The organism is Pseudomonas fluorescens (genome assembly GCF_902497785.1).
Taxonomy (GTDB): domain Bacteria; phylum Pseudomonadota; class Gammaproteobacteria; order Pseudomonadales; family Pseudomonadaceae; genus Aquipseudomonas; species Aquipseudomonas fluorescens_BO.
The window spans coordinates 114,214-137,386 of sequence record NZ_CABVHK010000003.1 but is presented as its reverse complement, the minus strand read 5'-3'; the positions used below and the strand labels follow the sequence as shown (position 1 = coordinate 137,386).

At 59.5% G+C, this 23,173-nt stretch carries 18 protein-coding genes; 4 read left to right on the top strand and 14 right to left on the bottom strand.

The genetic code is table 11. The features are described from left to right. Positions 1 to 99 precede the first annotated feature (99 nt). On the bottom strand, positions 100 to 1,482 hold the full coding sequence (locus tag F8N62_RS05640) for a carbohydrate porin (protein ID WP_150710022.1): 1,383 nt from the start codon (positions 1,480 to 1,482) through the stop codon (positions 100 to 102). A gap of 326 nt (positions 1,483 to 1,808) precedes the next feature. Between F8N62_RS05640 and F8N62_RS05635 the strand changes: the two genes are divergently transcribed. Together F8N62_RS05635 and F8N62_RS05630 are read left to right on the top strand one after the other, a co-directional pair. Beyond that, on the top strand, positions 1,809 to 2,039 hold the full coding sequence (locus F8N62_RS05635; protein WP_007903672.1) for a VF530 family DNA-binding protein: 231 nt from the start codon (positions 1,809 to 1,811) through the stop codon (positions 2,037 to 2,039). A gap of 2 nt (positions 2,040 to 2,041) precedes the next feature. Continuing rightward, a complete protein-coding gene (locus F8N62_RS05630) occupies positions 2,042 to 2,686 on the top strand; it encodes a Pr6Pr family membrane protein (protein ID WP_150710021.1) in 645 nt (214 codons plus the stop codon). Positions 2,687 to 2,878: 192 nt separating this feature from the next. Here F8N62_RS05630 and F8N62_RS05625 read toward each other — a convergent pair whose 3' ends face one another. From F8N62_RS05625 to F8N62_RS05610, 4 genes are all read right to left on the bottom strand, one after another. Then, positions 2,879 to 3,664: a siderophore-interacting protein gene (locus F8N62_RS05625; RefSeq protein ID WP_150710020.1), complete on the bottom strand. Its 786-nt coding sequence runs from the start codon at positions 3,662 to 3,664 to the stop codon at positions 2,879 to 2,881. Next, on the bottom strand, positions 3,661 to 4,236 hold the full coding sequence (locus tag F8N62_RS05620; protein ID WP_150710019.1) for a PadR family transcriptional regulator: 576 nt from the start codon (positions 4,234 to 4,236) through the stop codon (positions 3,661 to 3,663). The genes F8N62_RS05625 and F8N62_RS05620 overlap by 4 nt, the downstream gene beginning before the upstream one ends. Positions 4,237 to 4,377: 141 nt before the next feature. Then, a complete protein-coding gene (locus F8N62_RS05615) occupies positions 4,378 to 7,494 on the bottom strand; it encodes a transglycosylase domain-containing protein (RefSeq protein WP_150710018.1) in 3,117 nt (1,038 codons plus the stop codon). A 294-nt stretch (positions 7,495 to 7,788) separates the two neighbouring features. Continuing rightward, a complete protein-coding gene (locus F8N62_RS05610) occupies positions 7,789 to 8,247 on the bottom strand; it encodes an REP-associated tyrosine transposase (protein WP_150710017.1) in 459 nt (152 codons plus the stop codon). A 669-nt stretch (positions 8,248 to 8,916) separates the two neighbouring features. Between F8N62_RS05610 and F8N62_RS05605 the strand changes: the two genes are divergently transcribed. Further along, the gene (locus F8N62_RS05605) at positions 8,917 to 10,338 is read left to right on the top strand and encodes an amino acid permease (protein ID WP_150710016.1); all 1,422 of its coding nucleotides are present in this window, start codon (positions 8,917 to 8,919) and stop codon (positions 10,336 to 10,338) included. 145 nt (positions 10,339 to 10,483) lie between these two features. Here F8N62_RS05605 and F8N62_RS05600 read toward each other — a convergent pair whose 3' ends face one another. Then, positions 10,484 to 12,109, bottom strand: a complete 1,626-nt coding sequence (locus F8N62_RS05600; RefSeq protein WP_150710015.1) for a glucan biosynthesis protein D — start codon at positions 12,107 to 12,109, stop codon at positions 10,484 to 10,486. Positions 12,110 to 12,523: 414 nt separating this feature from the next. Here F8N62_RS05600 and F8N62_RS05595 point away from each other — a divergent pair, with 414 nt between their 5' ends. Next, a complete protein-coding gene (locus F8N62_RS05595; protein ID WP_150710014.1) occupies positions 12,524 to 12,709 on the top strand; it encodes a hypothetical protein in 186 nt (61 codons plus the stop codon). A 196-nt stretch (positions 12,710 to 12,905) separates the two neighbouring features. Here the strand turns inward: F8N62_RS05595 and F8N62_RS05590 are convergent, their stop codons facing one another. From F8N62_RS05590 to F8N62_RS05545, 8 genes are all read right to left on the bottom strand, one after another. After that, complete coding sequence (locus F8N62_RS05590; RefSeq protein WP_150710013.1) at positions 12,906 to 13,412, bottom strand: Bro-N domain-containing protein; 507 nt, start codon at positions 13,410 to 13,412, stop codon at positions 12,906 to 12,908. A 780-nt stretch (positions 13,413 to 14,192) separates the two neighbouring features. Further along, positions 14,193 to 15,674, bottom strand: coding sequence for an APC family permease (locus F8N62_RS05580; RefSeq protein ID WP_150710012.1), 1,482 nt, complete (start codon positions 15,672 to 15,674; stop codon positions 14,193 to 14,195). Positions 15,675 to 15,901: 227 nt separating this feature from the next. Further along, a complete protein-coding gene (locus tag F8N62_RS05575) occupies positions 15,902 to 17,326 on the bottom strand; it encodes a gamma-aminobutyraldehyde dehydrogenase (protein ID WP_150710011.1) in 1,425 nt (474 codons plus the stop codon). Positions 17,327 to 17,471: 145 nt separating this feature from the next. Next, entirely contained in the window at positions 17,472 to 18,281 is an 810-nt protein-coding gene (locus tag F8N62_RS05565; protein WP_150710010.1) for an ABC transporter permease, read from the bottom strand. After that, positions 18,271 to 19,218, bottom strand: coding sequence for an ABC transporter permease (locus F8N62_RS05560; protein WP_150710009.1), 948 nt, complete (start codon positions 19,216 to 19,218; stop codon positions 18,271 to 18,273). Before F8N62_RS05560 ends, F8N62_RS05565 begins: the two co-directional genes overlap by 11 nt. A 1-nt stretch (position 19,219) precedes the next feature. After that, positions 19,220 to 20,257: an ABC transporter ATP-binding protein gene (locus tag F8N62_RS05555; protein WP_150710008.1), complete on the bottom strand. Its 1,038-nt coding sequence runs from the start codon at positions 20,255 to 20,257 to the stop codon at positions 19,220 to 19,222. Between the two features lie 147 nt (positions 20,258 to 20,404). Next, positions 20,405 to 21,556 carry a putative ABC transporter substrate-binding protein YdcS gene (gene ydcS, locus F8N62_RS05550; protein ID WP_150710007.1) on the bottom strand — a complete coding sequence of 384 codons (1,152 nt, stop codon included), beginning with the start codon at positions 21,554 to 21,556 and terminating at the stop codon, positions 20,405 to 20,407. Positions 21,557 to 21,638: 82 nt separating this feature from the next. Continuing rightward, complete coding sequence (locus F8N62_RS05545) at positions 21,639 to 23,096, bottom strand: gamma-aminobutyraldehyde dehydrogenase (protein ID WP_150710270.1); 1,458 nt, start codon at positions 23,094 to 23,096, stop codon at positions 21,639 to 21,641. Between the last annotated feature and the right edge of the window lie 77 nt (positions 23,097 to 23,173).

Here is a 23,173-nt window from a genome sequence, read left to right as displayed (position 1 = left end):
ACCGTTGACCGCGGCTTACAGTCAGGGACCGCTTCGCGACCCAACGGGGATAAATCCCCTCACCACAGGCTCGCTCCCACAGGGTATTTGTGGTGCAGGTTAGAACTGCGACTGGATCTTGATCCCGCCGATCAGCGCGTCATCGACCTTGTCCACGCCACCGGGGTGGCGGATGTATTGCAGGTTCGGGCGCACGGTCAGCCAGTTCGTGACGTGCACGCCGTAATAGAGCTCGGCGCTGTATTCGGTGTCCTGCGGCGGCAAGAAAGTCGGATCATCGAAGTCGTAAACCGCACGCGCCTGATTGGTCGCTTCGGCGTTTTTGCGATAGGCCGGGTTGACGTGCACCCGGGCCATGGCGAAGCCGATGTCGTCTTTGGCGCGCGCATCGAACAGGCCTTTGTAGACGACGCCGGCCTGGACATAGTTGTCGATGGCGTTGGTCTTCTTGTCGTGCATCGTGCCGTTGGCAAACACGCTCAGGCCGCGGGAGTGATCGCTGGCGCGGCTGGTGATCTGCTGCTGCACGCCCAACCACACGCCGTGCTTGCTCGACGCGCTGCGATAAGCCTCGCCGCTCAGGGCGGCGGGCTGGCCACTGGTGTCCTTGTAGGCATCGGTCGCGTTGGCGTTGCTGTAGTAATAACCGGCGCGGTATTCGCCCGGCAGGCCGTTGAGTTTCGGTGTCCACACCAGCTCCACCGGCAGCACCGCGCCTTGGGTGCCGCTACCGCTGAGCTTGAAACCATTGCCTCGATCGAGGTTCGACGGGTTCTGCTCATACGCGCCGATTTGCGCATACAGTTGCGGCGTCAGGTGGTACTTGACGCGCATCGCCCACTGGCTGACCGGCCAGTTGTACCAGATGCCGCCGACCCAGTTGCCGACCTGCGAACCGCAGAACGCCAGGTTCTGGAAGTCGCACGGGAAGCTGTTGAAATCTTCGCCTTCACCGAAACGGCCAACCTTGATGTCGAGCTTCTGGTCGAAGAATTTCTGCTGATACCACATCTGCGTCAGGCGCCAGGTTTGCCCACGGCCCCAGACTTCCTGCGCCGAGGTAAAACCGCCGACCCGAGGATCGTTGATCCGGTCGTTGCTGATGTTGTTGCCGCTGCGCTCAGTGATGGTCAGCTGAAATTCAGCGTCGTCCCATCCCAGAATTTTCTGCAAGTCCATATGAGCACCGAGACCGAACTGGTCGCTGTAGCGTGCAGTGCGATCATGGTCGTAGCCGCCGTGCAGATTGCTGCCCATTTCGCCGGTGTAATCGACTTTGAAGTCGTAGCCTTTTTCCGAAAGCTCGGTGCGCGTGCCGTTCCAGTCGCCGAGCATCCACGGCGATTCTCTATCAAAAGCCGGAGCGGCCTGAACACAGCTGGCGAGGCCCAATGCGGTGCATCCGCCGATCAGGTTCAGAATTTTTCGGCGGGTAACGGGCAGGCAGACAGCGCTGTCTCGCGATAATCGGATATAAGGCATAGGGGGAAAATTCTGGGTCTTTTTTTGGGGAGTGGGTCTGGCAGAAGCGTTTCAGCGTGGCGGGTGTAAGGATAATGTTCTGTTACAAATAGAGAAAGACCTTTTCCCGACATGAATTCTTTCAGATTTGGTAACAGTCTTCGTGGGAAAGATCGCAGCCTTCGTCAGCTCCTACGGTGTACACATTCCCGCGTAGGAGCTGCCGAAGGCTGCGATCTTCCAAGGTTCACCTACATTGAACAGACAGCGCACAGATCGCTTTCCCCGGAGGCAGCCCTCGGCTAAGGTGCGCGCCTTCCATTTCACTCATCGCTCGAAGGCCCGGCATGACCGAACAGAACAACAACCCGCTGCACGGCGTGACGCTGGAGCAAATCCTCAATGCGCTGGTGGAGCATTACGAATGGTCGGGGTTGGCCGAGCGCATCGATATTCGTTGCTTCAAAAGCGACCCGAGCATCAAGTCGAGCCTGACGTTCCTGCGTAAAACCCCATGGGCGCGGGAGAAGGTCGAACGCTTGTACGTGAAGTTGATGCGCACCAAGCGTCCGCTCTGAACATGAACATCCCGGCGGCCGTGCGACGGCGACTGGTGACCGTCGCCGCCTTCCTCGGATGGGCCGGATTGAGCATTCAGCTGTACCTGATTTTCTATTCGCGCTGGACGTTGAGCGCCAGCCTGCTGGGTGGGCTGATGAGTTTCTTCAGCTATTTCACCGTGCTTACAAACACCTTGGCAGCGACCGTGCTGACCTGCGAATTGACCCCCCGCGAGTCGGCGGCGCGACGCTGGTTCCTGCAACCTTGGGTGAGCAGCGCGATTGCCGTGAGCATCGCCGTAGTCGGCTTGGCGTACAACATTTTGCTGCGCCATTTGTGGCATCCCGAAGGCTGGCAATGGCTTGCCGATGAGTTGATGCATGACGTGATGCCGCTGCTGTATCTGGCCTGGTGGTGGCTGTGTGTGCCCAAAGGCACGCTGCGCTTACGGCACATGGCGCTCTGGGTGATTTACCCGGTGGTGTACTTCGCGTATGCGTTGTTGCGCGGGCATGTGCTGGCGGCTTATCCGTATCCGTTTATCGATGTGGACAAGTTGGGTTATCCACAGGTGTTTGTGAATGCGGCCGGGTTGTTGGTGGGGTTTGTGGTGATTTCGCTGGTGGTGATCGGGCTGGATCGCTGGCGTGCCGGCCGCAAGTAATCCCGCACGGCGGCAACAGAGTTTTTGCGAGTACCAGACAATTTGTGGCGAGGGGATTTATCCCCGTTGGGCTGCGAAGCAGCCCCCAAGAGTGGAAGAGATCCTGGCGCTGCTTCGCAGCTTAACGGGGATAAATCCCCTCACCACAGAGGTTCGTCAGTCGCAGAAACCCGTTAAGCCACATGAGTGCGATTATTCGTCGTCGCTGTCATCCAGCCGCCAATAGCCAACCGCTTTGACCCACTGCTCGTTCAACCCATGCTCATCCAGCAACACCCGGCGAATCTGCCGTGACACCTTGCTCTCGGTCGCTACCCACGCGTAGAGATTGCCGCTGGGCACTTGCAGTTGTTTCACGCTGGTCAGCAGGTTGTTCCGGCCACCCTCGCGCAACACCCAAATCACATCCACCTGAGCCGGGCTTTCCAGCTTGTGCTGTTCCGCGCCGTTCTCCACTTCGATGACCACCAGCGCCCGGCGATTGGCCGCCAGACCTTCGAGGCGGCGAGCGATGGCGGGGATCGCGGTTTCGTCGCCGATCAGCAGATAGCTGTCAAAAATGTCCGGCACGATCATCGAACCCTTAGGCCCGCCAATGTGCAGGTATTGCCCGGGTTTGGCCTGTTCGGCCCAAGTCGAGGCGGGGCCGTCGCCGTGCAGCACGAAGTCGATGTCCAGCTCCAGAGTGTTCAGGTCATAACGACGGGGCGTGTAGTCACGCATCGCGGGCATCGGCCCATTGTCTTTGCCGGCGCCCAATACCATGGTTTCCAGCGCTGCCTGTTCGGCGGCGTTTTGCGGGAACAGCAGCTTGACGTGGTCGTCGGTTCCGAGACTGACGAACCCGGCCAACTCTGGCCCCCCAACCGTAATCCGGCGCATGCGCGGCGTCAGATCGACCACACGCAAGACCTCCAGGCGCCGGCGTTTGATTTCATGCATGACGCGATGGATGGTCTGTTCGGTCACTTCAGTCATTCGGCGTTCTCCTGAGCGGGTTGAACGAGGGGGCCATCGACGATGGCTTTGGCGGTGTCGTTGAGCAAGGCAGCGACGCGCAGGATTTCTTCCGGGCTCCAGCGCCCGTGGTGCAACTGCAAGGCATGCCGCAAGTTATGCACCGCTTCGTGAATCTCGGCGGGCCGGTCATGGCCGCGCAACGAGCGTTTGCTGACATCGATGCGCATGCGCACCCCGTCCAGTGCAATCGCCTGCTCGCTTAAAGACAGACGTCCGGCGTCGGTGACGCTGTAACGTTTTTTCCCGCCTTCGGCATCGCCCTGAATCATTTCGCTCTCTTCGAGAAACGTCAGGGTGGGGTAGATCACGCCGGGGCTGGGGCTGTAGGCGCCGTCGAACATGCCTTCGATCTGGCGGATCAGGTCATAGCCATGGCAGGGCTGCTCGGCGATCAGCGCCAGGAGCAACAACTTCAGGTCGCCGGGGGCAAAAACCCGGGGCCCGCGACCGCCGCGTTCACGCCCGGGGCGTTTCTCGAAGCCGTCGCGACCGTCGCTGTGTTCGCGGTGGGGGGAATGATGGTCTCTCATTTTTCTGCTTCTCTCGTCATGTTTAGACATAACTTAAGATATATCTTATTCGGGGGCAATAAGACACGACCAATGGTCGAGCGCGTTTACCGGACGGGTGTAAAGGAGGGGGTGCTTGGAGGAAGTTGCGCCGAGAGGTGCTTAACGCCTCGCCACTTCAACCGGCAAACACTGCGTATGACTGCCCGGTTGCAAGTAAGGCGTGAGAATCGGCGCCATGCCCTTGAGCACTTGCACGGGCAACGCCGAGGTGAACTTGAAGGCTTCGGCCGTGCGGCCGGGCACAAACGCGGTCATGGTGCCAAAGTGAGTGTCACCAATGAAGAACACGAAAGTGGCGGTGCGGTTGATCGATTTGGAACTGAGGATTCGGCCGCCAGAACCAATGGCTTCGATGCGGTTGTCGCCGGTGCCGGTTTTCCCGCCCATGCCCAGCGGCTTGCCATCGGGCGTGATGAAGCTGCCGGAAACGCGTTTCGCCGTACCGGCGTCGACCACTTGTGACAAGGCTTCGCGCATGGCTTTGGCGACTTCGGACGGCATCACCCGCTTGCCGACATCCGGGTCGTTGATCAGCTTGGTTTCATAAGGTGTGTTAGCCGCGAAGTGCAGGCTGTCGATGCGCAATGTCGGCATGCGCACGCCGTCGTTGAGAATGGTCCCGATCAGTTCGGCCAAGGCCGCCGGACGGTCACCGGAACTGCCGATGGCGGTGGCCAGCGAGGGCACCAGGTGGTCGAACGGATAACCGACTTTCTGCCAGCGCGCGTGGATGTCGAGGAACGCTTCGATCTCCAGCATGGTGCGGATGCGGCCATCGCGGGCGCCCTTGTGTTTGCTTTTGAACAGCCAGCTATAAACCTCCTGGCGTTCAAATCGGCTGGCCTTGACGACGTCGCTCCATTTGGCGTCGGGATGATTCAACAAGTAACCGATCAGCCACAGATCCAGCGGGTGCACCTTGGCGATAAAGCCTTGGTCCGGCAAATCGTAGGTGCCGGGGCTGTAGTTTTCGTAGAGCCTTTGCAGGCGCTCATCCGTCAGTTTCTCGGTGAGCTTGGCGCCCGTGAGGTGCGAGCGCACGAAGGTGTTGAAGCTTTCCTGACTGGCCTGTGGCAGCAGATAGCGATGCACCGCCGCCATACGAATCGGCGTCGGGCGCATGCTGTCGAGGAAGGTTTCGAGCCGTGCCTGGGTGTCCTTGTTTTTGTACCTCTTCCAGAATTTCAGCAGGAACGACGTACCTTCGCGGTCGGCGAAGGACGCCAGGTATTCCTGACGTCGAGGGTCGCGATCGTCCTTGAGTAATTCGGCACTGCTGCTCGGGCCGGAATAGGTGGTGTAACGCACCACATCACGCATCAGCCGGATGAACGGAAGGTTGATCGATTCGCGCAGGGCATCGCGCAGGGTCGGCAGGCGGCCGTTGTCTTCCTTGCGGAAGTTGACGAAGGTGTGCAGCCCGCCGCCGGTGAAAAAGGCTTCGCCGGGGCTGGCGGAATATTTGCGGTCCAGCGCCGCGCCCAGCATCGCCTGCAGGTTGCGGTCTTTGTTCTGGATCAGGTAATCGACGGCCCAGCGGCTCAGGCGATCCTGATCCGGGATCTCGACTTTCTTCAATTCCGGGACGGTCATTTCGGCGTATTTGTCGTGCAGCTCGGCGATGATTTGCAGGTAAGTGGTCATCACGCGCATCTTCGCCGTGGAGCCCAATTCCAGTTTGCTGCCTTCGTTGATGTCGAACGGTTGATCGGTGCTGTCGGTCTGCACCCGCACCCGCGAACCGTCCGGCGTCAGTTCGAACAGCGTGAAGCTGTAACGCACTTGGGTGGTGCTGGTGGGCGTCAGCAGGCGTTCGCCCATCAGCCCGATTTGCGTGGCAAAAACCGGGTCGGCGAGGTGCTTGAGGTATTCGGTGGCCTGGGTTTGCAGGTCGCCTTGCAGCGTGCTGGTCGCCGAGAGGTCGAGACGATCAAGGTCGTACAGCGGCCGATTGAGCAACCCGCTCAAGCGGCTGCGCGCCACGCTGATGCCTTTGTTGGTTTCGATGGGTTGAATCGTCGGCTGGGTCTGCCAGTCGCGGTAGGTCACTTTGCTGGCGAGCGCGGCCGCCGCGAATGGCGCGTCGATCACATGATTCAGCGCAAGCAGGCGAATGTGGCTGTCGGTGAGGTCGGCCAGTTCGTCGCGGCCCTTAGTCAGGTAGTGGGAAGGGCGGCGCTGGGCGATCATCAACGAGAGCATCTCGCGCAGGGCCAGGCCTTTGTCCGCCAGGGTCTTTGGATCGGTGTCGGGGCTGGCCAGCGTCTCGTTGGCCTTATTGAAGTCGGCGCCGTACCACACGCGCAACCCCTCGGCCATGCCATGCACTTCACCGTGGCCCGGCACCGCCGACAGCGGCACGCTGTTGAGGTAATCACGCACCACGTTTTTACGCGCTTCAAGGGTTTCCGGCCCGGCCTGATAGGCGCGCACGCTGGCGGAAATCATCTGGCGGATTTTTTCCCCACCCGACACCGTCAAGCCATCCGGCGAGTGACGGTACTTTTCCAGTTGTGTCGCCAGGGTACTGCCGCCCGCCGACTGGCCGGGCATGTGCAGCATCTTCGCAACCTGCGACCACGCCGCCATGCCGAACCGTGGCCAATCCACGGCGGGGTTGGCCCGGGGCAGGCGCGGGTCGAGCAGAAAGCGGTTCTCGATGAACAGCAAACTGCTGACCACCACGGGCGGGATCGCGTCGAAGCTTGAATAGAGCTGCTGGGGGTATTTGTATTGATAAAGCGGCGCAGCGCGGCAATCAGTGATCAACAACCCGGCCTGGATTTTCTCCGCGTAGGGTACGAAAAAGCCCTTGTCGGTGTAGTCCATCAACGGTTGGGAAAAGCGGGTCTGGGCGGCAACGACGTAGTCGCGCTTGATCAGGCGCGGCAGGAATTCGCCCAGTGAGCTGTAGCCCAGACGCAAATCAAAAGGCCCGGCGCCCGGATAGTGAATGGAGTCGCTGGCGCCGGGTTTGAGTTCGTAGTTCAGCGTCGCGGCAAATTTGCTGGCCTCCCGGGATTGAAACTTCGACGTGCGCATTTCCCTGGCAGCCGCCAGCCCCACGACAATCGCGATAATCAACAGCAACAACCAAAACGCCCCCCAGCCGTGTTTCGTCCGACTGCGAGGAGGTTTCTCAGGTAAAGGCGCTTCATCCACACGTTCAGTCGGGACCACAGTTTTACTCGAATCGGTTTGCCATAAAGCGCCCATAGTCGACTGATCCATTCACGCAGATTGATCGGACTTGTTTGAAGCTTAGTCGGTGGTTGGGGATGGGGATAAAATTGTAGACACTCAAATGTCGAATAATCACCAATGGTTGTGGTGAGGGGATTTATCCCCGTTCGGCAGCGCAGCAGTCGTAGATCCTGCAAATGCGGTCTTTTTGACGGACGGGGATGAAGGGCTTGGGGGCGGCTGCGCCGCCCAACGGGGATAAATCCCCTCGCCACATATAAATCGCCTCACCACAGGGCTCGGTTGCCTGCGCAGTGATGTTTGATTTCACAACCAGCACGCATCCCAGAGCGGGTAATTGCCGATCTTGTCCACCAGCCCTGCGCGCAAAGGGTTGGCGACAATGTAGCGAGCAAAGGGCAGAAGTTCTTCTCCATCCCGGATTGCGCGGTCGTGGTATCCGGTTTGCCAAAGAGGGCCGCTTCTTCCAGTCATTTTGTTCACTGCCTGGGTGCAGCGCGCCTTGGTCGCACCAATGACACTTCCCAGATTGCTGGCTCGCAATTGCATCAGCCAGTGGAAGTGATCCGGCATGACAACCCAGGCTATTGAGTCTACGACTCCCGATTCTTGGGTTCGACGCAATTCCCTAACGAGCAAGCGACCTAATCGCCAATCAGAGAATAGGGGCTGACGGTAGTGGGTAACTGCGGTGATGAGATAGGCGCGCCCCGTCTCGGAGTATCGGCCCAAGCGCAGGCGATGAGAGTTTGGCTGAGTAGGCAATCCATTGCTTCCTTGTGTGACCGTTGGGTGACGCTTTCAGGCTAGGCGCTGAATTGGCTGGTTGGGTCCGAAATTCTTGAGTGAAAATTCTGACTCCCGCGAGGAATTTGGCGGGGGGGATTTACCATGGTGAGGGGATATTGAGGTGATGAGATTTATTGTGGTGAGGGGATTTACTGTGGTGAGGGGATTTATCCCCGTTGGGTGGCGCAGCCACCCCCGATATTGCCGAATTTCACAACCGCTCCACAGCCGACGGGGATAAATCCCCTCACCACAATGGTTCCTTTTACAAAGACCGTCGGTTCAGTCTGAAAGACCTTGGCCAGACACCTCCAGCCGCAACGCTGCCCAAGCAGGGGCATGACGATGCACCAATGCTGTGCAATAATCCGCGCCGTTTTTGCGGTAACTATTCCTACACAACCCAGGTAATGCCCCTCCGCAAACCGCGCATTAACCGCGAGTTCTCGCTGAATGTTGTGGTTTATAGAGTGAAAACACCTGTATGAAGCTTTTTATACTGCACGCCCCGCTGATCTTGGAGGTTTTGTCCTACAAGACGGCTCTGCCCACGAAGCAGGTCCGGTTTCAGGCAAGCAATGGCTTATCGGTCAGCGCTTCGACACTCGGTGGTTTTATCCAATAACAAGACGAGGTTGTACCCCTATGCCAGTCGGCAATCACCTGCCCCACGGCGAGACCGCTCAGGGCGGCCCGCTTAAACGCGAACTCGGCGAACGGCATATTCGCCTGATGGCGCTCGGTGCCTGTATTGGCGTCGGTCTGTTTCTCGGTTCGGCCAAGGCCATTGAGATGGCCGGCCCCGCCATCATGTTGTCTTACATCATCGGCGGTCTGGCGATCCTGGTGATCATGCGCGCCCTCGGCGAAATGGCCGTGCACAACCCGGTCGCCGGCTCCTTCAGCCGTTACGCTCAAGACTACCTCGGCCCGTTGGCGGGCTTCCTGACCGGCTGGAATTACTGGTTCCTGTGGCTGGTGACCTGCGTCGCGGAAATCACTGCGGTGGCGGTGTACATGGGTGTCTGGTTCCCCGAGGTACCGCGCTGGATCTGGGCGCTGGCAGCGTTGATCAGCATGGGCTCGATCAACCTGATCGCCGTGAAAGCCTTCGGTGAATTCGAATTCTGGTTCGCCCTGATCAAGATCGTCACCATCATCGCGATGGTGATCGGCGGCGTCGGCGTGATCGCGTTCGGTTTTGGCAACGACGGCGTGGCGCTGGGGATTTCCAACCTCTGGGCGCATGGCGGTTTCATGCCCAACGGCGTGCAAGGCGTGTTGATGTCCCTGCAAATGGTCATGTTCGCCTACCTCGGCGTCGAGATGATCGGCCTGACCGCCGGTGAAGCGAAGAACCCGCAGAAGACCATCCCCAATGCGATCGGCTCGGTGTTCTGGCGGATTCTGCTGTTCTACGTCGGCGCGTTGTTCGTGATTCTGTCGATCTACCCGTGGAACGAAATCGGCACCCAGGGCAGCCCGTTCGTGATGACGTTCGAGCGTCTGGGCATCAAGACCGCCGCCGGTATCATCAACTTCGTGGTGATCACCGCGGCGCTATCGTCCTGCAACGGCGGCATTTTCAGCACCGGGCGCATGCTCTACAGCCTGGCGCAGAACGGCCAGGCCCCGGCCGGTTTCGCCAAGACGTCGAACAACGGCGTGCCGCGTCGCGCGCTGCTGCTGTCGATCGCCGCGTTGCTGCTGGGCGTGCTGCTGAATTATCTGGTGCCGGAGAAAGTCTTCGTCTGGGTGACCGCGATTGCCACCTTCGGCGCAATCTGGACATGGGTGATGATCCTGCTGGCCCAGCTCAAATTCCGCAAAGGCCTGAGCGCCAGCGAACGAGCCGCCCTGAAATACAAGATGTGGCTGTACCCGGTCAGCTCGTACCTGGCGCTGGCGTTCCTGGTGCTGGTAGTCGGCTTGATGGCGTACTTCCCGGACACCCGCGTCGCGTTGTATGTCGGCCCGGCATTTCTGGTGTTGCTGACGGTGTTGTTCTACGTGTTCAAGTTGCAACCGACCAATGTGTCGCAAGGTGCGGTGCGTTCGGTTTCGTAAGTTGTAGCGTTTGAAATGAAAAAGCCCCGGTCGTTGTGACCGGGGTTTTTTGCGTTTCAGGGCGGACGGCCGTCTTCGCGAGCAGGCTTCCAAATGTGGGAGCGAGCCTGCTCGCGAAGGGGCCAGATCATCCGACCACTGACCCTCAGATGTACTTACGCTTGTCCGGCGCCGGCGGGAAATACTGATACAGCCAGGTCTCGCTCAACGTCCGGTCATTGGTGCGAATGAACAACCGCAGTTCAACCGGCTCGACGCTGTCGCTGGTCGGGTACCAGTCGAACAAAATCCGGTATCCCTTGATGTCATCGAGCACCAGCACGCTGAAATCCTTGACCTCGCCGTGGGAGCAGGTCACTACCGGTTCAATGCCCGTACCCTCGGGCAAGCGGTCCAGACCACCCCCATTGAAGTCCAAGGCAAAGCGCCGCGCCCAGACAGGCGGGTAATGCTCGCCCGGTGCCCAGCCTTCGACAAAGCCACCCATGCCCGACCGCGTCGCATTGACCCGCGCCAGCGGCGTACTCACCGGCGGCAAAGCACTCCAGTAGAGCTTGTAGCCGTAGTTCAGGGAATCACCGGCCGCGACCGGTTTTTTCGGGGTCCAGAACGCGACGATGTTATCCATGGTCTCGCCGGTTGTAGGAATTTCCAGCAGATCGATAGAGCCCTCGCCCCACGCGGTTGTAGGTTCTACCCACAGGCTTGGACGCTTGCTGTACCAGTCGACGGTGTCCTGATAGCTGGCGAATTCGTGATCGGTCTGCACCAGGCCAAAACCTTTCGGGTCGGTGTCGGCGAAGGCATTGAATTGCAGGGTCGCCGGGTTGTTCAGCGGTCGGCAGATCCACTCGCCGTTGCCGCGCCACATCGCCAGGCGATCCGAGTCATGGATTTGCGGGTGAATGGTGTCGCACATGCGCCGCTCGTGGGTGCCACAGCTGAACATGCTGGTCATCGGCGCGATGCCGAGCTGTTCGATGGCGGTCCGCGCGTTGATGTGGGCGTCAATGGCCATGACCACCTGACTGGCCTGGCAATCGATGTCGAAACGGTAGGCGCCCGTGGCGCTTGGCGAGTCCAGCAGGGCGTAGACCACGAAGCGGGTGCTGTCCTTGTCCGGCGTCTCGAACCAGAACTTGGTGAAGTCCGGGAATTCCTCACGCTTCTTGGCGTAGGTATCAACCGCCAGACCACGGGCCGACAGACCGTACTGGCCGGTGGCATCTACCGCGCGGAAATAACTGGCGCCGAGGAAGGACAGCACGTCGTGCCGGTCCAGTTCCGGGGCCTTGAACAGCTTGAACCCGGAAAACCCCAGATCGCCCTTGAGCTGCTGAGTGTCGACCGTGGTTTTTTCGTAGTTGAACAGCGAAGGGCGGAAGTGCACTTCCCGCGCCTGACGCGTCTTGGGGTCGACGCTGTACATGCGCACCGGTTGCTTGAAACCCATGCCGACGTGAAAAAACTGCACATCCAGCTGGCCTTTCAAATCCTTCCACAGGGAATGATTGCCGTCGTAGCGGATCGCGTTGAAGTTCTGCGGCGTCATCGTCGCCAAGGTCGGCGGCAGCACCTGCTTGGTGTCCTGATAGCGGTTGCCGGCAAGTTGCCTGGCCTGGATTTTCAGGGCTTCGAAGTCGAAGGCCTGAGCCTCGCCATCAGCCGTGCCATTACCGGCCCAGGCCCGCGCAGCCAGCAGGCCGGAGGCAGATAAACCCGTGTAGGCAGCGATGGCCATGGATGCTTTGAGCAAATTCCTGCGATGCATAAGTACAACCTGTCGTGAACAATCCCGCGCCGTTCCTGGCACGTACTGGATCAGAAATGGAGGTTCGGACATGCCTTCGGCCAAACGCGACGGACTTTAAACAGATGCCAAATAGCTTAAACCGTTCGGTTGCAGAGCAAAATTGATTGATGGCGTGACAATGGCCCGGCAATGAAACAAGACATTTCCGGTAACGTTTCCCACAGTGGTTTCTGATTTATAGGGCATTTCTGCTTTTTTCGACTAATTACTCTAATAACCCCTTTTCAGCGCTCGTGAAGCCCCTATTCTATTGGCATAACCGGTTTCTGCCCTCAGGCCGGTAGGATTCAGTTGGTACAAGGAAGCGGCTGAAAAAAGAGAAGGGCGATGCGGTATCTGAAGTTTTCTTTGACGTAGAGAGGGACATCGTCCATGTCGAAAGTACAAGGCATCACCGAAATGTTGGGAATCTTTCCCTGCCTGGGTCTTGGGCGGCGAAGGCGTCGGCTTAATTCCGAAGAGTTGAAGCTGGTGGAGCGGTATCGCGAGTTGTCCGAAAGTGACCGGATTGCGATGCGGTATCTGGTGGATGCGATGCGCAGTGTTTCGCGGTTTTAAGGAGGTGATTGATTTGGCCGTGACATCAGTGTCACGGCCGGATCTTGTTAAATGGAAGAATCACCTTGAAATGCACACCCACTGTAGGAGCAAGCTTGCTCGCGATGGTCGTCAACGATAACGCGTGGTTTCTGATTCAACGCGGCGCATAGAAGTCCATCGCGAGCAAGCTCGCTCCTACAGCGGCGTCTAATGCCTAACTGCAGGTGCCCATAACCGGGAACGGTTGCTGCGCCTGCACCAGATCCGGCATGTCCCGCCATTTGATCCAGGCCGAATGTTGCCAATGCAGTAGCGGCAATGAGAGCCCGCCCCATTGCAACGAACTCAGGCTCGGAATATTTCCGACTGATGTTGCGGTCGACTCACGCAGCGTAGGAATCACTTCGTTACTCAGCCATTGGCGCAGGTTTCGATTTTCCGGGACGAAATGGTGGACCAGCAATGCGTACATTCCTGATTCGCTGACCATGAGTGCCTCGACTGGTTTGCTGTTCCTCAGCAACCATACATATCGGCGTTGATCGGGATCGCGTTTTTGCGTGAGTCGTTGATCCAGCGGGCGACCCATCAAACGTCCCAGGTCCTGGACGCAGAACGAGGCTTGGTTGGCTTGGATGATGGTGTGGAGAAAGCGATTGTGGCGGGGGAAAACGGTGGGAACGAAATGAGGATGAATTTCAGACGGATTTGGCGTGTGCATTATTCGACTCCAAGTTGAAAGGGAGCCGCCACTCAGATGAGCGCGGTTGCGCCATATTGATTGTGTTCCGGCTTCGACACCGGGCCGCGGAATTTGCAGCGACGGGGTAAAGCCTATCGGTCAGGCGCTCACGACGCCTAGTCTTCTCTAACGCCGCGTGTCGTAGGAATGAGAGTCTTTGCTAGAAGGCATGGTCTGTAGGATTTTCCTGTTTTTCCACCGCATGCAGAAAATCGGCACCTGAGTCGCAGTTTTTCCGCTATTTATTCAATTCCTAAGAGTTAACGGCAAAAGCTTCGCGGTTCGACGGAATGTTGTTCACTTAAAACAATCTTCAGACGAACAAGAAATCTGTGGCGAGGGGATTTATCCCCGTTCGGCTGCGAAGCAGTCGTAAATCCGGGTAGCTCAGTCTATTTGAATGGACGCTGGGACCGCTTCGCCACACAACGGGACGGTGCGACGTTTCGCTAAATCCCCTCGCCACAAAATGTGGGTGCCGGCGCTTTTTAAGTGAACAGCATCCGCGGTTTGACGAGTATTGGACCTGGTTGTGGTCGCTATGCCACGTCTATCTGAACAGGGAGAAAGGATCGATGACCAAAAATGGCGACGAGAAACGTGATGCTTATACCCAAGATCGCTTCGAAGCCGTGCGGGGCAAAGCGGATATCAAATGGCGTACGGATGATTTGATGGCTGTGCTGCGAGGCGACGATAAATGCTGTTCGGTGGGTAGCGCTTGCCCCGGGAACTCACTGGATCCCGGGGCAATCAGCCCTAGCGACTAACCTTCCACGCATCCCCCGCCGGCGCCGTCCCATGGTCATACGGCTTGGCCACCCACATATAAAGCAACCCCAACCCAATCACGATCGCCGTGCTCAGCACCATCGCATAGTTGATGTACCACGCGGCATCCGGTGTGCGCGGCCAGGCCATGTTGATGATGGCGGCGACGCCGTAGACCAGCGCGCCGATGTTCACCGCCCAGCCCCAGGCGCCGAGGGTGAATTTGCCGCTTGGTTTCCAGCCTTTCATTCGGGCATAGAGGGCCGCGAGCACGATCATCTGGAAGGCGAGGTAGATGCCGATTGCCGCGAAGCTTACGATGGTGGCCACGGCGTCTTGCAGGAAGAAGCCCAGAATAATGATCAGCGCCGGCAGGACACCGGAGACAAACAGTGCCGCGACCGGAACCTGGGTCGTAGGAGAGATCCTTTTCAGCAGTGAGCTACCGACGACCATTTCATCTCGAGCGTAGGAATACAGCAGGCGACTGGCTGCCGCTTGCAGGCTGATGACGCAGGAGATGAAGGAAATCATCACGACGCCCATCACCACTTTCGAACCGACCGGGCCGAAGGCGTTGTTGAGGATGGTGGTGACCGGGTCTTTGTCGGTGCCGTTGATCACCGCTTGCATGTCCGGTACTGCCAGAATCAACGCCAGGCAGGCAAACATCGCGGCGATGCCGCCGATGTAGATGGTCATGCGCATGGCCACCGGAATTTGTTTGCTTGGGTTCGGTGTTTCTTCGGCCACGTCGCCGCAGGCTTCGAAGCCGTAGTACAGGAACATCCCCGCCAGTGACGCTGTGAGGAAGGCTGGCAGATACGAGCCGTTGATGCTGATGTCGAAGGTGTTGAACAACACGCTGATTGGTTGATGACGTTCGAAAATCAGCAGGTAAACGCCGACGATCACCGCGCCGATCAACTCGCAGAGAAAGCCGAACATGGCGATCCGCGCCAGCACTTTGGTGCCGCTGAGGTTGACCAGCGTGGCGAACAGCGTGAGTACCAGGGCGATAACGATGTTGGTGTTGTTGCTCGGTTCGAAACCCATCATTGCCGCGAGGTATGGACCGGCACCCACCGCAACGGCGGCGATGGTCACGCACAAGGCGATGGAGTAGATCCAGCCGACCATCCACGCCCAGCGCTTGCCCACCAAGCGGCGAGCCCATGGGTAGACGCCGCCGGAAATCGGGAATTGCGAGACCACTTCTCCGAAGATCAGGCACACCAGCAACTGGCCGCAACCGACCAGCAAATAGGCCCAGAACATCGGTGGCCCACCGGCGGCGAGGCACAGGCCGAAGAGGGTATAAACCCCTACAACCGGGGACAGATAAGTGAAGCCCAGGGCGAAGTTTTCCCACAGGCTCATGCTGCGATTGAAGTTAGAGGTGTAACCCAGCTTGCGCAGTTGCTCGGCATCGCTGTCGGCAGTGGCGGCGGAGAGTTCGGGTAGTGTCATGGTGTGTTAGCTCCGGAAAATCGGCAGATTTCGGATGTCCGAAACCGTGGCGGGGCTTGATGGCACTGCCCGGATCGGTGGTTATTGTTTTGTTGTGTGTTGAATCCTTGAGGTCAATCGCCGACATCGTCCGTGTGCCTGCCGAAAAGATCGCAGCCTGCGGCAGCTCCTACACAGGAACGGCGTATATCCCGTAGGAGCTGCCGAAGGCTGCGATCTTTTCGCTTTTAATGCTTGAACATCACATGCCGCACCACGGTGTAGTCCTCCAGCCCATACATCGACATGTCCTTCCCATAGCCGGACAATTTCTGACCGCCATGGGGCATTTCGCTGACGAGCATGAAGTGGGTGTTCACCCAGGTGCAGCCATACTGCAAGCGCGCTGACAGGCGATGCGCGCGACCGACATCCGCGGTCCACACCGACGAGGCCAGGCCGTAGTCCGAATCGTTGGCCCAACCCAGCACCTGCGCCTCATCGCTGAATTTCGTCACCGAGACCACCGGCCCGAATACTTCGCGACGGACGATCTCGTCGTCCTGCTGCGCATCCGCCAGCACCGTCGGCTCGAAGAAGAAGCCATTGCCTTCCACCGCCTTGCCGCCGGTAATCAAGCGGATGTGCGATTGCGCCACGGCGCGTTCGACAAACCCGGCCACACGGTCACGATGCTGCGCGGTGATCAGCGGGCCGAGCTCGGTCGCCGGATCATCCTGCAAGCCGTACTTGATGCTGCTGACCGCCGCGCCGAGTTTCTCGACGAATTTTTCGTAGATGCCGGCCTGCGCGTAGATGCGGCAGGCGGCGGTGCAGTCCTGGCCGGCGTTGTAGAAACCGAAGGTGCGGATGCCTTCCACGGCGGCATCGATGTCGGCGTCGTCGAAGATGATCACCGGGGCCTTGCCGCCCAGTTCCATGTGCATGCGCTTGACGCTGTCGGCGGTGCTGGAAATGATGTTCGAGCCGGTGGCGATGGAACCGGTCAGCGACACCATGCGCACTTTGGGGTGGGTGACCAGCGGGCTGCCGACCGTAGGACCACGACCGAACACCAGGTTGAGCACGCCGGCCGGGAAAATTTCCGACGCCAGTTCGGCCAGCCGTAACGCGGTCAGCGGGGTTTGTTCCGACGGCTTGAGCACCACGGTATTACCGGCGGCGAGGGCCGGGGCGATTTTCCAGGCGACCATCATCAACGGGTAGTTCCACGGCGCGATGGAGGCGATCACGCCCACCGGGTCGCGACGGATCATTGAGGTGTGGCCCGGCAGATACTCACCGCCGGCAGAACCGCTCATGCAACGGCTGGCGCCGGCGAAGAAGCGGAACACGTCGGCAATCGCCGGGATCTCGTCGTTCAGCGCGGCGCTGTAGGGTTTGCCACAGTTGTCCGATTCGAGTTTCGCCAGCTCTTCGCCGTGGGCCTCGATGGCGTCGGCGAGTTTAAGCAGCAGCAACGAGCGCTCTTTCGGCGGGGTTTGCGACCAGCCGTTGAATGCGGCATCGGCGGCACGCACGGCGGCGTCGACCTGGGCTTCGCTGGCTTCGTTGATTTCCACCAGCACCCGACCGAGGGCCGGGTTGAACACCGGTTGGGCGGGGCCTTCGCCGTTGATGAGTTGGCCGTTGATCAAGAGTTGGGTCTGCATGTTCATCTCCTCTTCGAAGCTATTATTTTTCTGTCGAAACCGGATCCCCGTAGGAGCTGCCGAAGGCTGCGATCTTTTGATCTTGATCTGCAAAAGAAAAGTCAAAAGATCGCAGCCTTCGGCAGCTCCTACCGGTCTTTAATCATTACTTCCCGCCACTCCCCGCAACGCTTTCACCGCCACGCGTCAGGTAATAAGCGCCGAGGATCGGCAGCATGGTCACCATCATCACCAGCATCGCGACGACGTTGGTCACCGGCACGTCCCTGGGGCGGCTGAGCTGGTTGAGCAGCCACAGCGGCAAGGTGCGTTCATGGCCGGCGGTGAACGTGGTGACGATGATTTCGTCGAACGACAGCGCAAAGGCGAGCATGCCGCCGGCCAGCAATGCCGACCCCAGATTCGGCAGAACGATGTAGCGAAAGGTCTGCCAGCCATCAGCGCCGAGGTCCATTGAGGCTTCGATCAAACTGTGCGACGTGCGGCGCAAACGAGCGATGACGTTGTTGTAGACGATCACCACACAGAAGGTCGCGTGGCCGACGATGATGGTGAACATCCCAGGCTCGATCCCCAGCGTCTTGAACGTCGCCAGCAGGGCGATCCCGGTGATGATCCCAGGCAACGCAATCGGCAAAATCAGCATCAGCGAGATGCCTTGCTTGCCAAAGAAATCCCTCCGGTACAACGCCGCCGACGCGAGGGTGCCGAGCACCAGTGCAATCAATGTCGCGACGGAGGCGATCTGCAGTGACAGCTTGATCGCCTCCAGCACGTCCGGCCGCGAAAATGCCACGCCGATCCACTTCAGGGTGAAGCCCTTGGGTGGAAAACTGAACGCTGTGTCTTCGGTGTTGAAGGCATACAGGAAGATGATCAGGATCGGAAAGTGCAGAAACACCAACCCGCCCCAGGCAGCGATTTTCAAACCTAAAGAAGCCTTCTCAGAGTGCATCGAAAGCCCCCAGTCGTTTGACGATAGTCAGGTAAACAGCGATCAACACAATCGGCACCAGGGTGAACGCCGCGGCCATCGGCATGTTGCCGATTGCGCCTTGCTGGGCGTACACCATGCTGCCGACGAAGTACCCCGGCGGGCCCACCAGTTGCGGCACGATGAAGTCGCCCAGGGTCAGGGAAAAGGTGAAGATCGAGCCGGCGGCGATGCCTGGAATCGACAATGGCAGAATCACCTGCATGAACGTCTGGCGCGGCCTGGCGCCAAGGTCTGCAGACGCTTGCAGCAAGGAGGGCGGCAGACGCTCGAGGGCCGCCTGAATCGGCAGGATCATGAACGGCAGCCAGATGTAGACAAACACCATGAACCGCCCCAGATGCGAGGTCGACAAGGTGCTGCCGCCCACGCCCGGAATTCCCAGCACGAACTGCAACACCGGCTCGAGTCCGAGGTGTTGAACAAACCATTGCGCCACGCCGCCCTTGGCCAGCAGCAAGGTCCAGGCATAGGCCTTGACGATGTAACTTGCCCACATCGGCATCATCACCGCGATGTAGAAAAACGCCTTGGTCTTGCCGGTCGTGTAGCGCGCCATGTAGTACGCAATCGGGAACGCGACGATGGCACTGGCGATCGACACCATGACGGCCATGCTCAGGGTGCGCAGGATGATGTCGAAGTTCGACGGCTGGAACAGCGCTGCGAAGTTCGCCAGGGTCAGGTCGGGGGTGACCGCCATGGTGAAATCATCGAAGGTGTAGAAACCTTGCCACAACAGCATCAGCAACGAGCCGAGGTAGATCGCGCCGAACCACAGCAGCGGCGGTATCAGCAGCAGCGACAGGTAAAGGCTCGGCCGCCGATACAACAGGTTGGAAAACCTGCGCAACGGCGAGTCGCCGCCCGGTGTCTGGGAAGTAGCCACGAGGGTCATCTCACACCCCGCCGGCCACGGTGTCGTGCAGCGCGATCATCGCTTCCCGCGCCCAGCGTGCGCGGATGCGCTGCCCGGTCTGGTGCTGCGCGCTGACGTCCAGCCATTGGTTGTTGGCCTGACTGATGTTCAGGGTCTGGCCGTTTTCCAGTGTCAGTTCATAGCGGGTGGCGCTGCCCTGGTACTGGATGTCGTGGAGCAGGCCACTGACTTCGATCTCGTGACTGGCCAACGGGCCTTCAGCGAAACGCACGTGCTCCGGGCGAATCGAAAACGGTTGTGAAGTGCCGCTGAGCTGTTGTGCCAGCTCACCGCGAATCACGTTGGAGGTGCCGACGAACTCCGCCACAAAGGTGGTCGCGGGTTTCATGTACAAGTTGCGCGGCGTGTCGACCTGCTCGATGCGGCCTTTGTTGAACACCGCCACGCGGTCGGACATCGACAGGGCTTCGGTCTGGTCATGGGTGACAAAAATGAACGTGATGCCGAGCTGGCGTTGCAGCTTCTTCAGCTCACTTTGCATTTGCTCGCGCAGCTTCAGGTCGAGGGCGCCGAGGGGTTCGTCGAGCAACAGCACTCGAGGGCGATTGACCAACGCTCGGGCCAGCGCCACACGCTGGCGTTGACCGCCAGAAAGTTGTACTGGCTTGCGCTCGCCATAGCCGCCGAGGGCGACCATGTCGAGGGCCTCTTCGGCGCGTTGCTGGCGTTCGCCCTTGCCCACGCCTTTGACTTTCAAACCGTAGGCCACGTTGTCGAGCACGTTCATGTGCGGGAACAGCGCGTAATCCTGGAACACTGTGTTGACGTCACGCTCATACGGCGGCAGCCCGGCGGCTTCTTCGCCATGAATGCGGATCGAACCGGCGCTTGGCTGCTCGAAGCCGGCGATCAGGCGCAAACAGGTGGTTTTGCCCGAACCGGAAGGGCCCAGCATGGAAAAGAACTCGCCGTCCTCGATGTCGATGGAAACCCGGTCGACGGCTTTCACTTCGCCGAACAGACGGGAAACGTTGGTGAACTGGACTGCAAGCGTCATGGTGCGGTGCTCCGGAAAGGCGCGCTTTGTAAAATTTGAATCTGCTGTAGCATCGAAAAGATCGCAGCCTGCGGCAGCTCCTACAGGTGATCGACGTGCACCGTGTAGGAGCTGCCGAAGGCTGCGATCTTTTGATATCAGGCGGGCTTAACGACCGCCCATGATCGCGATGTAGTCCTGGGTCCAGCGGCTGTAAGGCACGAACTTGCCGCCTTCAGCCTGCGGGGTTTTCCAGAAGGCGATCTTCTCGAACTGGTCGAAACCGTTGGTCTTGCAGCCTTCGGCACCGAGCAATTCGCTCTCCTTGCACGCCGCTGGAACCGCCGGCAACGAACCGAACCAGGCGGCCAGGTCACCCTGGACTTTCGGTTGCAGCGACCAGTCCATCCATTTGTAGGCACAGTTCGGATGCTTGGCGTCGGCGTGCAGCATGGTGGTGTCGGCCCAGCCCGTTGCACCTTCTTTTGGAATGACCGAGGCCACCGGCTGCTTGTCCGCTACCAGGCCGTTGACCATGTAGCCCCAGGTGCTGGAAGCCACGACGCCTTCGTTCTTGACGTCACTCATCTGCACCGTTGCGTCATGCCAGTAGCGGTGGATCAACGGCTGTTGCTTGCGCAGCAGATCCAGCGCGGCTTTGTATTGCTCTTCATTGAGCTGGTACGGATCCTTGATCCCCAGTTCCGGACGTTTGGCCTTGAGGTAGAGCGCCGCATCGGCGATGTAGATCGGACCGTCGTAGGCCTGGACCCGGCCCTTGTTGGATTTGCCGTCCGGCAGGTTCTGCTCTTCGAACACCACGCTCCAGCTGTCCGGGGCGGTCTTGAACACGTTGGTGTTGTACATCAACACGTTCGGGCCCCACTGATACGGAGTGCCGTAGGTCTGTTTGTTGACGACGTACCACGGGCCATCTTTCAGGCGCGGATCAATGTTCTTCCAGTTCGGGATCAACGCGGTGTTGATCGGCTGCACACGCTTGCCGGCGATCAAGCGCAGCGACGCGTCGCCCGACGCCGTTACCAGGTCATAACCGCCCTTGGACATCAGGCTGACCATCTCATCGGAAGTCGCGGCGGTTTTCACATTGACCTTGCAGCCGGTTTCCTTCTCGAAACCGGTCACCCAGTCGTAGGCCTTGTCGCTTTCGCCACGTTCGATATAGCCGGGCCAGGCGACGATATCCAGTTGACCTTCGCCGGCGCCGACGGCTTTCAGCGGTTCGGCGGCCTGGATACTGGCGCTGGCCAACAGTGCGGTGGTGATGGCACTGAGCAGTGCGGTCTTGTGCACGAACATGGGATTTCCCTCTTCTTTAATTATGGTCGGGGCAGTTTTGAACGTGGTGAAGCATGCCGTTAGCGGCTTGTTATTAGCGTAGTCAGAGATGCTGTCCGTGGCGCGCCATGATGTGCCGCACCACGCTGTAGTCCTGAAGCGAATCGCTGGACAGGTCTTTGCCGTAGCCCGATCGTTTCAGGCCGCCATGGGGCATTTCGCTGACCAGCATGAAATGGCTGTTGATCCAGGTGCAGCCGTACTGCAACCGCGCGGCGACCTGCATCGCCTTGTCGAGGTTCTGGGTCCAGACCGAGGACGCGAGGCCGTATTCCGAATCGTTGGCCCAGTCCACCGCTTGCTCGAGCTGATCGAAACGGGTCACGGTGACCACCGGCCCGAACACTTCGCGCTGAACGATTTCATCGCTCTGCTTGCAGCCGGCCAGCAGGGTCGGTTGGTAATAGAAACCGGCACCGGAATGCACCGCCGCACCCGTCACGCGCTCGATGTGCGGTTGGCCGAGGGCGCGTTCGACGAAGCTGGCGACACGGTCGCGCTGACGAGTGCTGATCAGCGGCCCGATCTCGTTATCCGCATCGCGTTTGCCGGCGAAGCGCAGGCTGCTGACCGCCGCGCCGAGTTCAGCCACCAGTCGGTCGTGAATTCCGGCCTGGGCATAAATCCGGCAGGCGGCGGTGCAATCCTGACCGGCGTTGTAGTAACCGTAAGTGCGCACGCCTTCGACCACTGCCTGGATATCGGCATCGTTGCAGACGATCACCGGGGCTTTGCCGCCGAGTTCGAGGTGCGTGCGTTTAAGGGTTTTCGCGGCGGCCTGGAGAATTTTCTGCCCGGTGACGATATCGCCGGTCAGCGACACCATGCGCACTTTGGGATGGCTGACCAAGTGGCGGCCAACACCTTCGCCGCCGCCGCAAATAATATTGATCACCCCGCGCGGCAGGATCTCGGCCAGCGCTGGCGCCAGGGCCAGAATCGACAGCGGTGTGTGCTCGGACGGTTTGAACACCAGCGTGTTGCCGGCAGCGAGGGCCGGGGCGATTTTCCACGCGGCCATCATGATCGGGTAGTTCCAGGGCGCAATCGAGGCGACCACGCCAATCGGGTCGCGACGGACCATGCTGGTGTAACCCGGCAGGTATTCGCCGCTCAGTTGGCCGGTCTGGCACCGCACCGCACCGGCGAAAAAGCGGAACACGTCGACCGTCGCGCTCAGGTCATCCTGACGCGCCAGATGCAACGGCTTGCCGCAGTTCAGGGATTCGAGGCGGGCGAGCAAATCAGCTTGTTTTTCGATGGCGTTGGCGATGTCCAGCAACAGGTTCGAGCGCTGCTGCGGCGTGGTCCGTGACCATCCGCTGAAGGCGCGGTGGGCGGCGGAGATGGCGGCTTCGACTTGCTCGGTGCTGGCTTCGGCGATGTGCGTGAGGACCTCGCCGGTGGCGGGGTTAAGGATAGGTTCGACAAAACCCTCACCCGCGACCAGTTCGCCATCGATCAACAACGCGGTGAACAACGGGGTCTGCGCGCCAGCCATTTTCCGGGTTCTCTTTTCTTGTGTGGCCATGCTGCTCCCTGTGACTGGGACCCGGCCGTCTTATAGATGTACCAAGA

Excerpts from the sequence above, each read along its gene's own strand:
- F8N62_RS05640 (WP_150710022.1), bottom strand. The coding sequence starts at position 1,482 with ATGCCTTATATCCGATTATCGCGAGACAGCGCTGTCTGCCTGCCCGTT.
- F8N62_RS05635 (WP_007903672.1), top strand. The coding sequence starts at position 1,809 with ATGACCGAACAGAACAACAACCCGCTGCACGGCGTGACGCTGGAGCAA.
- F8N62_RS05630 (WP_150710021.1), top strand. The coding sequence starts at position 2,042 with ATGAACATCCCGGCGGCCGTGCGACGGCGACTGGTGACCGTCGCCGCC.
- F8N62_RS05625 (WP_150710020.1), bottom strand. The coding sequence starts at position 3,664 with ATGACTGAAGTGACCGAACAGACCATCCATCGCGTCATGCATGAAATC.
- F8N62_RS05620 (WP_150710019.1), bottom strand. The coding sequence starts at position 4,236 with ATGAGAGACCATCATTCCCCCCACCGCGAACACAGCGACGGTCGCGAC.
- F8N62_RS05615 (WP_150710018.1), bottom strand. The coding sequence starts at position 7,494 with ATGGGCGCTTTATGGCAAACCGATTCGAGTAAAACTGTGGTCCCGACT.
- F8N62_RS05605 (WP_150710016.1), top strand. The coding sequence starts at position 8,917 with ATGCCAGTCGGCAATCACCTGCCCCACGGCGAGACCGCTCAGGGCGGC.
- F8N62_RS05600 (WP_150710015.1), bottom strand. The coding sequence starts at position 12,109 with ATGCATCGCAGGAATTTGCTCAAAGCATCCATGGCCATCGCTGCCTAC.
- F8N62_RS05595 (WP_150710014.1), top strand. The coding sequence starts at position 12,524 with ATGTCGAAAGTACAAGGCATCACCGAAATGTTGGGAATCTTTCCCTGC.
- F8N62_RS05590 (WP_150710013.1), bottom strand. The coding sequence starts at position 13,412 with ATGCACACGCCAAATCCGTCTGAAATTCATCCTCATTTCGTTCCCACC.
- F8N62_RS05580 (WP_150710012.1), bottom strand. The coding sequence starts at position 15,674 with ATGACACTACCCGAACTCTCCGCCGCCACTGCCGACAGCGATGCCGAG.
- F8N62_RS05575 (WP_150710011.1), bottom strand. The coding sequence starts at position 17,326 with ATGCAGACCCAACTCTTGATCAACGGCCAACTCATCAACGGCGAAGGC.
- F8N62_RS05565 (WP_150710010.1), bottom strand. The coding sequence starts at position 18,281 with ATGCACTCTGAGAAGGCTTCTTTAGGTTTGAAAATCGCTGCCTGGGGC.
- F8N62_RS05560 (WP_150710009.1), bottom strand. The coding sequence starts at position 19,218 with ATGACCCTCGTGGCTACTTCCCAGACACCGGGCGGCGACTCGCCGTTG.
- F8N62_RS05555 (WP_150710008.1), bottom strand. The coding sequence starts at position 20,257 with ATGACGCTTGCAGTCCAGTTCACCAACGTTTCCCGTCTGTTCGGCGAA.
- ydcS (WP_150710007.1), bottom strand. The coding sequence starts at position 21,556 with ATGTTCGTGCACAAGACCGCACTGCTCAGTGCCATCACCACCGCACTG.
- F8N62_RS05545 (WP_150710270.1), bottom strand. The coding sequence starts at position 23,096 with ATGGCTGGCGCGCAGACCCCGTTGTTCACCGCGTTGTTGATCGATGGC.